Source organism: Candidatus Cyanaurora vandensis (assembly GCF_013285555.1).
Lineage (GTDB): Bacteria > Cyanobacteriota > Cyanobacteriia > Gloeobacterales > Anthocerotibacteraceae > Cyanaurora > Cyanaurora vandensis.
On sequence record NZ_JAAXLT010000002.1, the window covers coordinates 1 to 13,042 of the forward strand.

The 13,042-nt window shown below is 53.5% G+C and carries 13 protein-coding genes and 1 pseudogene; 10 read left to right on the plus strand and 4 right to left on the minus strand.

Annotated elements, in window-relative coordinates; translation table 11 throughout:
- Positions 1-603, plus strand: a 603-nt coding sequence (locus HFM78_RS00045) for an IS30 family transposase (RefSeq protein ID WP_287127367.1), incomplete at its 5' end; no start/stop codon positions are given.
- Between the two features lie 9 nt (positions 604-612).
- Here the strand turns inward: HFM78_RS00045 and HFM78_RS00050 are convergent.
- Positions 613-870 (minus strand): annotated as a pseudogene (locus HFM78_RS00050) (RNA-guided endonuclease TnpB family protein); the annotation flags it as partial.
- A 359-nt stretch (positions 871-1,229) separates the two neighbouring features.
- Between HFM78_RS00050 and HFM78_RS00055 the strand changes: the two are divergent.
- The 4 genes from HFM78_RS00055 to HFM78_RS00070 all read left to right on the plus strand — a co-directional run bounded on the left by HFM78_RS00055 (position 1,230) and on the right by HFM78_RS00070 (position 6,907).
- Positions 1,230-1,394: a metallothionein gene (locus HFM78_RS00055; protein ID WP_287127369.1), complete on the plus strand. Its 165-nt coding sequence runs from the start codon at positions 1,230-1,232 to the stop codon at positions 1,392-1,394.
- Positions 1,342-2,058 (plus strand): N-acetylmannosamine-6-phosphate 2-epimerase, encoded by a 717-nt coding sequence (locus HFM78_RS00060; RefSeq protein ID WP_287127370.1) that lies wholly within the window; start codon positions 1,342-1,344, stop codon positions 2,056-2,058. Before HFM78_RS00055 ends, HFM78_RS00060 begins: the two co-directional genes overlap by 53 nt.
- 90 nt (positions 2,059-2,148) lie before the next feature.
- Positions 2,149-4,356 carry a S9 family peptidase gene (locus HFM78_RS00065; RefSeq protein ID WP_287127371.1) on the plus strand — a complete coding sequence of 736 codons (2,208 nt, stop codon included), beginning with the start codon at positions 2,149-2,151 and terminating at the stop codon, positions 4,354-4,356.
- A gap of 427 nt (positions 4,357-4,783) precedes the next feature.
- Positions 4,784-6,907: a choice-of-anchor tandem repeat GloVer-containing protein gene (locus HFM78_RS00070; RefSeq protein WP_287127372.1), complete on the plus strand. Its 2,124-nt coding sequence runs from the start codon at positions 4,784-4,786 to the stop codon at positions 6,905-6,907.
- A gap of 157 nt (positions 6,908-7,064) precedes the next feature.
- Here HFM78_RS00070 and pyrC read toward each other — a convergent pair whose 3' ends face one another.
- On the minus strand, positions 7,065-8,096 hold the full coding sequence (gene pyrC, locus HFM78_RS00075; protein ID WP_287127373.1) for a dihydroorotase: 1,032 nt from the start codon (positions 8,094-8,096) through the stop codon (positions 7,065-7,067).
- Between the two features lie 78 nt (positions 8,097-8,174).
- Between pyrC and HFM78_RS00080 the strand changes: the two genes are divergently transcribed.
- From HFM78_RS00080 to HFM78_RS00100, 5 genes are all read left to right on the plus strand, one after another.
- Positions 8,175-8,963 carry a hypothetical protein gene (locus tag HFM78_RS00080; protein WP_287127374.1) on the plus strand — a complete coding sequence of 263 codons (789 nt, stop codon included), beginning with the start codon at positions 8,175-8,177 and terminating at the stop codon, positions 8,961-8,963.
- Between the two features lie 63 nt (positions 8,964-9,026).
- On the plus strand, positions 9,027-9,272 hold the full coding sequence (locus tag HFM78_RS00085) for a hypothetical protein (protein ID WP_287127375.1): 246 nt from the start codon (positions 9,027-9,029) through the stop codon (positions 9,270-9,272).
- 14 nt (positions 9,273-9,286) lie between these two features.
- A complete protein-coding gene (locus HFM78_RS00090; protein WP_287127376.1) occupies positions 9,287-9,844 on the plus strand; it encodes a hypothetical protein in 558 nt (185 codons plus the stop codon).
- Between the two features lie 58 nt (positions 9,845-9,902).
- A complete protein-coding gene (locus tag HFM78_RS00095) occupies positions 9,903-10,577 on the plus strand; it encodes an energy-coupling factor transporter transmembrane protein EcfT (protein ID WP_287127377.1) in 675 nt (224 codons plus the stop codon).
- Complete coding sequence (locus HFM78_RS00100) at positions 10,565-11,875, plus strand: ABC transporter ATP-binding protein (RefSeq protein ID WP_287127378.1); 1,311 nt, start codon at positions 10,565-10,567, stop codon at positions 11,873-11,875. Before HFM78_RS00095 ends, HFM78_RS00100 begins: the two co-directional genes overlap by 13 nt.
- Here HFM78_RS00100 and HFM78_RS00105 read toward each other — a convergent pair.
- Complete coding sequence (locus tag HFM78_RS00105; RefSeq protein WP_287127379.1) at positions 11,872-12,159, minus strand: energy transducer TonB; 288 nt, start codon at positions 12,157-12,159, stop codon at positions 11,872-11,874. The two genes, HFM78_RS00100 and HFM78_RS00105, sit on opposite strands and share 4 nt — an antisense overlap.
- A partial coding sequence (locus tag HFM78_RS16020) for an RNA-guided endonuclease InsQ/TnpB family protein (RefSeq protein WP_396033382.1) occupies positions 12,138-13,042 on the minus strand: 905 nt, incomplete at its 5' end. The genes HFM78_RS00105 and HFM78_RS16020, both read right to left, overlap by 22 nt.

The window sequence follows — 13,042 nt, forward strand, 5'->3', positions numbered from 1 at the left end:
AAACGTAAAAAAAGAAAGTGTCGCGCCCTAATCAAAAGTAGACGTGGAGTAATCCAAAACCGTGTGGGGATAGAAGAACGGCCTAGTATTGCTGATAAGAAAACAGAAATAGGTCATTGGGAAAGTGACACAGTTATCGGGAAGAATCATCAAGGAGTAATCGTCACGCATGTGGATAAAGCCGCTCGGTATTTAGGGGTCCGGTATTGGACCCCTGTTGCAGAGCTAGCACCGGATAAAACAGCAGACTCTATTAATAGAGTAACGCTTAAAGCCTTTGAAGAAGTGCCTAAAGAATACCGTAAGACAGTTACTTCAGACAATGGAAAAGAGTTTGTAGGTCAGGTTGGTTTAGCTGCGTTATTTCAGGTTTGTTGGTATTTTGCACGACCCTATCATTCTTGGGAACGAGGGCTAAATGAGCACAGGAATGGACTGCTACGCCAGTTTTTTCCAAAAGGAACAAACTTTAAAATAGTCAAACCGGAAAAGCTAAAAAAAGTTGTTGATCTAATTAACCACCGCCCTCGCAAATGTCTTGACTATAAGACCCCGCATGAGATATTCTTCAAGCAGTTAGATGCCGTTGCACTTCAAATTTGAATTGGCCCAGTTGTCAAAGAATCTGGAGACTGCCGACCATGCTCGTTCGGCTGCGGATTGTCTCGCCATCGAGTTTAGCTTTCCTGCCCATTCAAACTCTTTTGCTAGGATTGCACATTGTTTGTTAAGGTCATACTTAGTAGTCCCTTTGGTGTCAATCCAATAGTGCAAGGCTTTATTGCGGATGAATTGGAAAGAGCGGATCGCCTCATCAATTAAGGCGAACTGCTCAGAGGTGGCGACTAACTTTGACTCAAGGACTAACATACTATTATTATAGTTTATTTAAGCTGATATTACTAGCTCAAATCTTTTATTCACCTGTGGCTGATACGGCTTATATGCCCATAGCTAAAGCTAGGGGTTTTACGCCGCTCTTGATAAATTAATTTCCCGCGCTCATGAAGAGCTTTAGTTGCACGTGGGGGCCGTGCGCGGCCACCACGGGTCGGCGGGAGCACGCGGGCGGAACCTAAGGTTCCTGTCCTCGTAGGCTGTGGGGATGTTCAGGCTGTTGCAAGCAGCGCGGACGTTATCAACCCCACAAGATGAAAATAGGAATAGGACTCAAAAACACCATCTTAGGAACCAAGTCTTAGGGTGGGGTTATTGTCACCGAGTCCGCCATGACTGCCACTGCTCTTAAATGCGCCTGTCCCCACTGCAACTGCACCGTCCAACCCGAAGCGGGCTATCTTCTAGATGGAGTACGCTACTGTAGTCCTGCTTGCGCCACCCATGACCACGAACACCCCACGCCCTGCTGCGTCGCCAATACCTGCTGCGGCTAGTTTACTTAAGCTCCGGGGGGGCTTGGTGGTCTCCTGTCAGGCCCCCCCAGACTCACCGCTCCACGAACCCCTAGTGATTGCGGCAATGGCCCAAGCCAGTATCAACAATGGTGCGCTGGGCGTTCGCATTGATTCCCCGGTCCACATCCAAGCCGTCCGTGCTCGGGTAACCGCCCCGATTATTGGACTCTGGAAAATAGTCCACCCAGGCTTTGAAGTTTACATTACCCCCGGTCTCGCGGAAGTCCAAGCCTTGAAACTCGCTGGCTGTGATGTGATTGCCGCAGATGCGACTGACCGTCCGCGTCCCGGCAATTGTTCACTCCAAGAAATTATCGCCGCTTGTCATGCAGACCCTTTCTGTCCTGTACTCGCCGATGTAAGTACCGTAGCGGAAGCAGTTTTCGCGGTAAGTTGTGGAGCCGATGCAGTTGCGACAACTCTTTATGGTTACACCCCGGACACAGCCCAGAACATACCGCCGGCATGGTCTCTATTAAGAGAATTAATCGCCACGGTGTCAGTGCCTGTGATTTTAGAAGGAGGCGTACAAACCCCTACCGAGGTGCAACGTGCCCTTGACCTAGGCGCGTGGGCTATCGTCGTGGGGGGCGCGCTGACCGGGTTGGACCAACGGGTACGCCAGTTTTGTCCCTTGACGTAATATCAAAGTCTTTTATTTAGCCCTGTTGGTCTAGCAATGAATGGTCTTTAAGCTAAAGTGACCCTGGTCAATCAGCTTATACTGACGGCTATGTTGAAATTCACCTGCGCCACCCTGGTGTTGAGTATGCTCAGGACCATGCCTGTCCTGACCCAGCCGCTGACACCCGCCCTAGTCAACACCCAATTCTTGCGAGACTATGCGGAGACGCGGGGCTTTAGCCTAGGGCGGGCGGTCAAACCCCGCTTTGCCGGTCAGACGGTGCTCTTTTTGCAGTCTGGGCCACGCGATCCCCGGCTCCAACTCTATGGCTACGATGTCACGACGAAGACTACCCGCCTCCTTTTGACCCCCGGCCAACTCCTCGGCGGCAGTGACGAACAACTCTCCCCCGCTGAGAAAGCCCGCCGGGAGCGGCAACGGGTCGCCACGAGGGGATTCACCGACTACGACCTGTCTCGTGATGGACAGTTAGTTCTATTGAGTCTGTCCGGGAAACTGTATGTATTTAATCTCGCCAGTGGTCAGGTCCAAGCCCTCACCACCGGGGCTGGAACGCTCCTCGACCCCAAATTCGCCCCCGACAGTAAGCGCGTTTCCTACGTGCTAAACCATGATTTGTATGAGCTAGACCTAGGGACTGGGCGCGAACGGGCCGTGACCGTGGGGGGGACCGCCCAAGTAAGCCACGGGTTAGCGGAATTCGTTGCCCAAGAAGAGATGGGCCGCTTCACGGGTTATTGGTGGTCCCCGGATACTCAGTGGTTGGCCTACGAAGAGGCGGACAGCCGGGAGGTAGAGCTATGGCGAGTAGCGGACCCCACCCATCCCGAGACCGAACCCATCGCCCAACCCTATCCCCGCCCCGGTAAAACTAATGTCCGAGTGCGCTTGGGCGTAGTACCCGTGGGTGGGGGCAAAACTACCTGGGTTGTCTGGGACCGGGCACAATACCCCTACCTCGCCTCAGTGCGTTGGGACCAAGGCGGGCCTTTAACCTTGGTCGTCCAATCCCGCAACCAACAACAACTTGCGGTGCTCAGAGCCGACCCCAGTACGGGTCAAACGCAAACCCTCCTCACGGAACAGGATGCCGCTTGGATCAACCTAGACCAGGATGTGCCGCTCTGGTTAAGAGATGGTTCTGGGTTTCTGTGGACCTCAGACCGAGCGGGGGCTCCCCAATTGGAATTGCGGAATGCCCAGGGTCAACTCCAGCGCGTCCTTGTCCCGCCCATCTTGGGCTATGTCCCCGAAGGCAATACCAGGGGAATGGAGAGTTTCCGGGTGGACGAAGCGGCGGGTCAGGTCTACTTTCGGGCCAGCAGCGACCCGACCCAACTCCATCTCTGGCGGGTGGCCCTCCAAGGCGGCGAGCCGGTGCGCCTCAGCCAAGGGACCGGGCAGTTCAACGCCGTGTACGCGCCGGATTTTAGCCTGTACGTCGAATGGCTGACTACCGCGCAACAACTTCCCCAGTTCACGGTGCGTGACCGGGCAGGTTCTCTCGTGGCGACTTTACCCTCTCAAGCTCTCGAACCCGCCCTGGTTTCTAAGGCCGAGGTCGTCCGGGTCCAGGATTTCTACGCCACCCTGATTCGCCCCCAGGACTTTAATCCCCAGCAGCGTTACCCAGTGATTGTGGATGTGTACGGGGGGCCAGGAGTCCGTAAAGTGAGCCAGGGATTAGGGACCCGTCTATTGGGACAATGGTTAGCAGACCAGGGTTTCGTGGTGGTGGCTCTCGATAACCGGGGTACCCCGCGCCAGGGTCGGGCTTGGGAACGGGCAATCCAGGGGAGTTTCGGGACTATTCCCTTAACCGACCAAGTTTTGGGGTTGCAGGGGTTAGCGGCACGTTACCCGGAGTTGGACTTGACGCGGGTGGGGATTACCGGCTGGTCCTTCGGGGGGTATCTGGCGGCTCTCGCGGTGTTGCGTCGCCCAGATATCTTTAAAGCAGCCGTGGCGGGGGCACCGGTTACGGACTGGCAGGACTATGACACCCATTACACCGAGCGTTATCTAGGTTTACCCCAGGCCAATCCCCAGGGCTACCAGGAGAGTTCACTCCTGACCTACGCCCCGGACCTCGCGCGGCCCCTACTTTTAATTCATGGCACTACCGATGACAATGTACTGTTCCTACACTCGCTCAAGCTCTCCGACGCCCTGTTCAAGGCTGGGAAAAAACACGAGGTCTTGCCCCTCAACGGCTTTACCCATATGGTTCCCGACCCCTTGGTACGGACTCGGTTGGAAGAGCGCGTAGTCACTTTTTTCCGAGAAAATTTATAGGTAATCGACCTGGATCTTTGCCGCTAGCTCCAGCACCCGCTTTTGTCCTGGTCGGCGGAAAAGATGTTTTTGGGGTGGGCGGATTCATGGCATAGATACGAGATTTTCTTAGAACTATAGGAATATTCTCCTAGGTAATAACTTTAGTAAAATGGTCATTATGTTAGAAAAAGTATCAGTTGTTCACACGACTTTTAAAATTAAAATACTTGGTGTATTCTCAGCCATGGCTACTAAGACGAATGATGATCTTCGTATCATGCGTCATCAGGGACCCACCATGCATTTACGCAACAGTTCAGCAGCTTTGCATCGCCTAGGCTATTTTGCATCCGTTCACAGTAAGCCTGTTATGGGTAGCAACTCCCGCTCAGTTACTGCTGTTGTACAAATCCTTGTACTCGCGTTTTTATTACTTGGCACGCCGATGCGTACCTTGCCAGTTTCTGCCCAGACTCTTACTCCTCTAGTCAACTTTAACGATACGACTGGACGTAATCCCTTTGCTGGATTGGTACAGGGCAATGATGGCAATTTTTATGGTACTACCTATGAAGGGGGTAACTCTGGCTATGGCACAGTATTTCGGATGTCACCCACGGGTACACTCACGACCCTAGTCAACTTTAACAGTATCAATGGACGCTATCCCTATGCGGGGTTAGTGCAAGGTAGTGATGGTAACTTTTATGGCACTACCTATCGAGGCGGTAGCTTTGGCTTTGGCACCGTGTTTCGGATGTCACCCACGGGCGTCTTGACTACCCTGGTTAGTTTTAATAATACGAACGGCAGCTATCCCTATGCCAAGTTAGTTCAGGGTAGTGACGGGAACTTTTATGGCACCACAGCGTTCGGAGGTAGTATAGGCGCAGGTACGGTATTTCGGATAACAGCTACGGGTATCCTCACCACCCTAGTCAATTTTACCTATACGAATAACTTCATCAGCGGGTCCAATCCCTACGCTCCTTTAATACAAGGTAGTGATGGCAACTTCTATGGCACGACTTACTATGGCGGCGGTTCAACAACTTGTCCTGGTGGCTGCGGCACAATATTTCGGATGACGCCCAGCGGTACCCTCACCAGTCTGATTAGCTTTAACAGGGCTAGTGGAGCTTATCCCTATGCTGGCTTGGTACAGAGCAGTGGCGGGAGCTTCTATGGTACGACTGAGTTTGGTGGTAGCTCTAACCTTGGCACGGTATTTCGGTTAACCGCTACAGGTATCCTCACCACTTTGGTCAACTTTAATGCCGTCAATGGAGAACAGCCCACAGGCGGATTGGTGCAGGGTAGTGATGGTGATTTTTACGGCACGACCTACGAGGGCGGCAGTTCTGATTATGGTACGGTGTTTCGGATGTCAGCTAGTGGTATTCTCACCACTTTGATTAACTTTAGCGATGGTGATGGAGCTTATCCCACTGCTGACTTGGTACAGGACAGTAAGGGTAATTTTTACGGCACAACCTACTATGGTGGTAGTTCTAGCTATGGCACTGTGTTTCAGTTAAGCAGTGCTACTATTGCCCCCACTATCACCAGCTTTAATCCAGTCCGTGCTAACTTCGGGTCCTCAGTTATCTTGACAGGCACCAATTTTACGGAAGCTATTGGCGTGACTTTCAACGGACTGCCAGCTAGCTTCAGTGTGAATTCAGCCACCCAGATTACGGCTACAGTTCCACCGGGAGCAACCTCTGGTTTGATTCAAGTCACGACCGCTGGGGGGGCGGCAACTAGCAACACTTTCTTGGTCAACCCGGTCGCTGTCCGTACCCTGGGTTGGCAACAAGCAGGGACCGCTGACTTCAACAATGATGGTCAAACTGATATCCTGTGGCGCAACTACACCACCGGCACTAACCGTGTCTGGTTTATGAATGGCACGACCTATCTGGGTGAGACCGATTTCTCCCCGGTCACTGACCCCACTTGGCAACTAGTCGGTGCCGCCGATTTCACCGCCGACGGTCAGCCTGACTTGCTCTGGCGCAACTTCAGTACTGGGCAAAACTCCATCTGGCAGATGAATGGCACCGTGTACATCACTTCCTTTGATATTGGGGTAGTCAGCGACCTAAACTACCAACTCGCCGGGATTGGCGACTTGACGGGTGATGGACAACCCGACTTGATTTGGCGCAATTACAGTACGGGTGAGGTCTATGTGTGGCAGATGAATGGCTACACCTACCAGCAAGCTTTCCTCATCGGTATCGTGAGTGACCCCTATTGGCAGATGGCGGGTACGGGCGACTTGACCCTAGAGGGTCAACCCAATTTGCTCTGGCGGTACTGGGGACCGGGGTCGGGTTCTGGGGATGTGTATCTGTGGCAGATGAGTGGGTACACCTACCAAACTGCCCTCTTCATTGGTCCTGTCACTGACCTAAACTTCCAGTTAACTGGGGTGGATGACTTCACCGGCGATGGTCAACCGGACTTGGTGTGGAGTAACAACCACACTAATGAGAACTACGTGTGGCAGATGAGCGGGTACACCTACGCCAATGCCCTCTTTATTGGAGCCAAGCCTAACTAACTGACGCTCGACTTAACCCGTTGCGGGGGTCATCATAGCCCCCATTTTTTGTGATTTACTGCTCAATTCAGCCCCACCACGAAAGTTAAAGGCCCCTAGCTGCCCTTGCCTACTGCTGTTCATGTTCTGTTTTTTTGACTCCACCAATGTCTGGCGTTCAGTCCCCTTGCTCTTTGACCTGCCAGTTAAGTATTTCGCCAGCCCTGAGCGGCACGACGACTCCCGTACTTAAGGGATAGGTCAGGGGCACAGTCCAGGGGGTGCGAGTCAGGGTGATTTGGGTTTGATTGCGGGGTAAACCATAAAAATCCGCTCCGTGAAAACTGGCAAAAGCCTCTAGTTTCGCCAAAGCTCCGGCCCGCTCGAAGACCTCAGTGTAGAGCTCCAGGGCCAGTGGAGCCGTATAGACCCCGGCGCAGCCACAAGCCGTTTCTTTGCGGTCCTGGGCATGGGGCGCACTGTCGGTTCCTAAAAAAAACCGGGGGTCTCCACTGGTCGCTGCTTCCACCAAGGCAAGGCGATGGACCTCCCGTTTCAACACTGGTAGACAGTAATAGTGAGGACGAATCCCGCCCACCAGGAAATCATTGCGATTCAGCAAGAGGTGATGGGCGGTCAGCGTACAGGCCATCCGACCGGGAGCCTCGCGCACAAAGTCCACGGCTTCACGAGTGGTAGCGTGTTCCAGGACCACTCGTAACTGCGGAAAACGGCAGAGTAGAGGATGCAATTGCTCCTCCAGGAAAATACGCTCCCGGTCAAAAATATCCACCTCCGGTCGCACCACCTCCCCATGGACCAACAGGGGCAAGTCCGCTGCTTCCATCGCTGCCAGGACTGGGTAAACCTTAGTCAAGTCCCGCACGCCTGCCTCAGAATTAGTGGTGGCTCCGGCGGGATAGAGCTTCACCCCTTGCACAATCCCACTCTCTACCGCCCGTTGAATCTCCGCTGGGGGCATGGTCTCAGTCAGATATAGGGTCATCAAGGGTTCCAAATCGGTCCCGACGGCCTGAATCCGCGCTCGGTAGGCGCGCGCTAAATCTGTAGTCGTAATGGGCGGGGTCAAGTTAGGCATGATGATGGCCCGTTTAAAGGTCCGCGCCGCCTGCTGCACCAAGTCGGGTAAGACCCCTCCATCCCGCAAATGTAAATGCCCATCGTCCGGGCGGGTCAGGGTCAATTCCATACAAACCGTAACATCGGCCTAACTCTGTGCAGTCTATCTCACCCTACGATACGCTTAAAGGGTTATTCGGAGCATGGCATGGAGGCGACTACCGCGAACCTGCTGGAGTACCTGACCCAAAAAACCTTCCTGTTCCGTAACTTGCCGGCGAAACTTCTAGCAGAATACTTTCCCCCCGCTAGTTTGACATTACAAAAGCTCTATCCCAACCGTCCTATTTTTATGTCGCACCAGCCTGATGATGCGATTCATCACCTTTATTTGGTGTTTGCCGGGGGGCCAGTGATTGCGCGGAGTGCGCCCCTTGACCGGGTGATCTCGCTGATTTATGAGGGGGGTTCCTTTGGTGAACAGGACCTCCCTTTCTCCCATGCTCCGGCTTGGACAGCTTTTCCGACTCTATTTGAGCCTTACAAAAGTACTACAGTCCTCAAAGTTCCCCTCGACGCGCTGATGACAGCCTATCAGGAGGTACCGGGTTTTCAGGAGCGGTATGACGAGGTTTTCCGGCTCCGTGCCCAGTTCAACTACCATTTACTTAATATTGGTCCCTACCCGCCCCAAGCCGTAGCAGCTCTGTTGCGAGCGGTTATCTATCAAGAACGGTTCCTGGGTTTTCAGCCGCTCCATAATGCAACTTTGCGTGAATATTACGACTTAGACTTGCCCAGCGACCTGATTAGCCGCGCCTGTCAACTCAACCAGCGCACCGTCGAGCAAGTGATTGAGGGAATGCGCTCCCAGAAACTCCTCGCTCCGCCCAGTGAAGACGCGAATGACCTAATCCGGGTGATTGACTCAGAAGCACTCAAAGAAGTCTATGGAGCTACCCGCCACAAACTTCCTTGGTGGCCTTTACGGAAGTAGGTAGTTAAGATAGGGGACGTACATCTGTCTAAGGACAGAATTGACCGTTGTTGAGGTGGTCCTATGGAAATTTCACCGCGTTTGTTCGCCACGCCCTTAGGGACGGTGTTTTACCTATACCGGGGTCAGGTCCAGACGGGTTCCTTGGATTGGGAATCCTGGCATGTGGCGATTAAAACCCTAGACGGTCAGATTTACCTGACGGACCAAGCCATCCCGACTCAGGCCCAACGGCCGCCCGGTGTATTGGATGCCATGGCGTTGACGCGATTGGTCCATGAAGAGCCCCTGTTATTTACACGGGATTAACTAGGCGAAAACCGATGGTTAAGACCTTTTCCTGGCAACTCAAGGATTACGTCTTCGCGGCATTTATGGCGATGGGGATTTTGCTCGCGGCAGTCGTGACCCAGCCCATCGCGCAAATTATTCCCATTCCTGGTATCCGTACGATCCTTTGGGCACCGCTGGCGGGAATTTTTCTCACGCTGGGCATGGCTCGTTTGCAACGGCCGGGGACCGTCTTCCTCATCCTGGGTCCGGTGGGGTTAATCCTAGGGCTCATCAACCCGATTATTACCCTAGTCCTCCTGGTACCTGCTTTGGTGACGGAACTCGTCATGGCTTTGGTGGCGGGCTATGGCAGCCGGACGCGCCGCTTCTGGGGCAATCTCATTTATTTTGAAGCTACGGTCTTGGGCGGGGTGCTCGGTACAGTGACGGGGCTGACTGCCGCCTTCGGGATTAACGTCCCCGTCCTCAATCCTTGGTTATTACTCCCGGCGGGGAGCGTAGCGGGACTCGTGGCGGGGTTGGGCTGGTGGTTAGGGGAACGGGTGGTCGCCCAACTCCAGAAAGCCGGGAAACTCGACATTGGCTAGAATCAGCCCATGGTAGCGATTAGATGATGGCCCCTGAGTTTGTGCTAGTGAGCCAGAAGTGAAACTATGGGCCCCGGCGGTCTGGTTCCGGCAGGTCAATCCCCTGCTGAAAATGATTTTTACTTTATTGGCCTTGGCTTTGGCCTTGGGGCTTAAGACTTGGACGGCGATGGCAGTTCTAGTTGGATTTCTACTACTCTTACTACTTTTAACGCCGCGTTTACCTTGGTTGGGCTGGTTGGGCTTGGGATTATTAGGTGGCGGGGCGGTCCTGACTTATTTCACCGACAGTGCGGGGGTTATGTTAACGATCCTGCGGGTCCTGGCAATTCTGCTCCCCGCCCCGGTGTTAGCAGGAACTACGCCCCCAGCGGATTTGGTCCGTGCCCTCCAGACCGTGCGTTTACCCGTGGGGTTAGTATTGGGCGTGGTCTTAATCTGGCGGTTCCTACCTCTGATCCGGCAGGAGAGCGAGCGGATTTGGGAGGCGAATCTGTTGCGGGGGATTGACCTCAAACGCCATCCCCGCCTGATATTCAGTGGGTTATTCGTACCTTTGATCTTCCGTATGGTCAGCTACGCCGATGAAGTTACCGTGGGTCTAGAGACCCGTGGCTATGACCCCCAAGCCCCCCACCGTCCCGCGCGGGCTTGGCGGGGTGCAGACACGGTATTTTGTGCCTTGGTGGGCGTGCTACTGGTCAGTATCGGGGGCTGGGAATGGAGCCATTGATTACGGTACGGGACCTGACCTTTCGGTATCGCAATCAGCCACCCGTGTTGCGGGGGGTGAATCTGACGGTCCAACCGGGGGCGTTGGTTTTGATTGCCGGGGCCACTGGGAGTGGGAAAAGTACTTTGCTCAATTGTCTGGCAGGGATTGCGCCAACTCATACAGGCGGTGAACTCACGGGTTTGATCCAATGCAAAGATATTGTCCTCAACGAATTGGGGGTCCGGGAGCGCGGACAGTATTTAGGGGTGGTCCTCCAAAATGTCGAGACCCAGCTTTTCACAGAGACCATCACGGAAGAACTGAATTTTGGTCTAGAGAATCTGAACCTAGCTCCCGCCGTCCTAGTCCAGACCCGTGAACGTGCCCTCCACGAATTGGATCTCCCCCACGACCGACTGCTCAAAGACCTTTCGGCGGGGCAGAAACAACGGTTAGTTCTGGCCTGTGTCCTCGCCATGGGCCAACCCCTCCTCCTCCTTGATGAACCGTTTGCCTACCTGGACCCCAGGAGTTGTGAACAGTTACTCGCTCTCCTCATTCAGCGCACCCAAACAGGACAGACCGTCGTGGTAGTTGAACATAGAACCGAGCTAGTTACCCGCTATGCCACCCATTGTTACCACGTCCATCAAGGCCGACTCCAACCGGGTCTCCCACCACCCGTAATTTCTGAGCCCCTTCCCTCACCACAATCCCAGCCCACCTTGACCGTCAAGACCACGGGTCTAGCCTATGGACCCCACCCGCCTTACCCGGATTTGCAGGTGAGCCAGGGGGAACGGGTCCTCTTGCAGGGGGCCAATGGGAGCGGGAAAACAACTTTACTCCGCTTGCTGAGCGGGTTGGTCAGACCTACCCAAGGCAAACTAGAAATCCTCGGTCAAGATACGCATCGTATATCCGTCGCTGTCCTCGCCCGTACCGTCGGCTTGGTGCTCCAAAACCCCAACCACCAACTTTTTGCCGAGAGTGTGCAGGAGGAAATTTTCCAACCCGGTGTAGATCCAGCTTGGGCTAGAACTTTACTGGAGCGGCTGAACTTACCCCCAGCTCAACACCCTCAAGCTCTCTCCCAAGGGCAAAAACGCCGTCTCGCTCTCGGTGCTGTTCTTGCCCGTCGCCCCCGACTATGCCTGTTGGATGAGATTACCGTTGGACAGGACCCGGAGTCGCTATCCCTGATGCTGAAACTGTTAGGCGAATTCACTACAACTGGGGGCACCCTGATGCTCACCAGTCATGACCCCCAAGTGGCAGATTATTTACAAGCACGAGTTGTTCAGGTAAGTAACTAATTCAAACTGAAGCTAATCGGCACCGCAACCTTTGAACTTTCTGTGACACTGCCCCGGCGAGCGGGTTCAAACTTCATGTTCATGACCGCTGCGCGGGCCGCCGTATCGAGTTCAGGAAAGCCACTGCTTGTTTTGACCCGAGCTTCCGCGACATTGCCGTCTTTGTCTAGGTAGGCCACGACAATCACCCGGCCCTCTTGACCAGCGTCCCGTGCGGAATCAGGATAGGCGGCAACCGGAGAACTCAGGAGCTTGGCCTTGACTAGAGGTTCTTGCGTTGACACTCCCCACGGCTAAAGCCGGGGGATTCTTGCTTCCACGAGAGAACTTGCTCATTAAGAGTTACCTCCTGATGAGTAGCGGTTCGACTCTCCACAAGCGTTCGTGGGCCGTTGTCGGCCCACGTTCCCGTATGCCCTACGGTACTTCTGCCTTTCACTAAGATATTCAGAGCCGCGTTAACGTCTCTATCCAATACGCATCCACACGGACAGGTGTGAGTACGGGTACTGAGAGACTTTTTAACAATAACGCCACAGCTAGAACATTCTTGGGATGTGTATTGTGGAGGAACAGCAACTACTGTTCTCTTAAATACCTTCGCAAAGTATTCTAGCCAAGTGGTGAACTGTGACCACCCTGCATCAGAAATACTCTTAGCTAGATGATGATTCCTCACCATGTTTCTCACTTGCAGTTTCTCATACACCACCAAGTCATGAGACTTGACTACGCACCGTGCAACCTTAACTGCATGGTCTTTACGCTGGCGGCTGACTTGCAAGTGTTTTCTCGCTAATCGCTTACGCGCTTTAGCCCGATTCTTAGAACCCTTCTGTTTCTTACTTAACCTCCTTTGTTGACGCTTCAATGCTTTCTCTGCTTTACACGAATGACGGGGATTATCCACTATATTCCCATCACTATCGGTGTAGAAATGCAATAACCCCAAGTCAATCCCTACTTCTTTCCCTGTCTGTGGCTGAGGTTCTGACCGTTCTATATCTATACAAAACTGTACATAATAGCCATCTGCCCGACGGACTATCCGTACTCTTTTAATTTGCTCTACTGCATAGAAATTTAAGTTTCTCGTGCCGATTAGCCTAAAACATCCTGCATTATTTTTATCGGTGAAGGTTATCCGTTTACGGTCATCAGATAATT